Raw genomic sequence first — 334 nt, forward strand, 5'->3', positions numbered from 1 at the left:
GGTACCGGCGGGGGCCGCTGCGCAATCCGGCCCGGAAGACCTGCTGCCGCCTGCGGCCGCCGACCCAGCTCCGACCCCCGTTCCGGCACCCGCACCGACTTCTTCGACGATGGACGCGGACTACAACGCGCCGACGCAGGGCACGGCGTCGCAGGACTTCCAGGCGGCTTTCGAGGCCGCGCCTGCTCCCCAGCAACTGGTGCAGAGCTGGACTGTCGCCCAGGCGGAAAAGCTGGCCGGCCTCATCGCCGGCATGGGATCCGAAGGGCTCAGCCCGGCTGACTACGATCTGGCCGGGTTGCGCGCGCTGATCGCGGCTGGCCCTGGCGCGGCG

Annotated in this window: 1 protein-coding gene; it reads left to right on the forward strand. The window is 72.8% G+C overall.

What is annotated here, in order from left to right:
• Positions 1 to 109: 109 nt before the first annotated feature.
• On the forward strand, positions 110 to 334 hold a 225-nt coding region (locus H5407_RS23830), incomplete at its 3' end, for a hypothetical protein (protein WP_220800779.1).

Source organism: Mitsuaria sp. WAJ17, from assembly GCF_014174515.1.
GTDB lineage: Bacteria > Pseudomonadota > Gammaproteobacteria > Burkholderiales > Burkholderiaceae_C > Roseateles_B.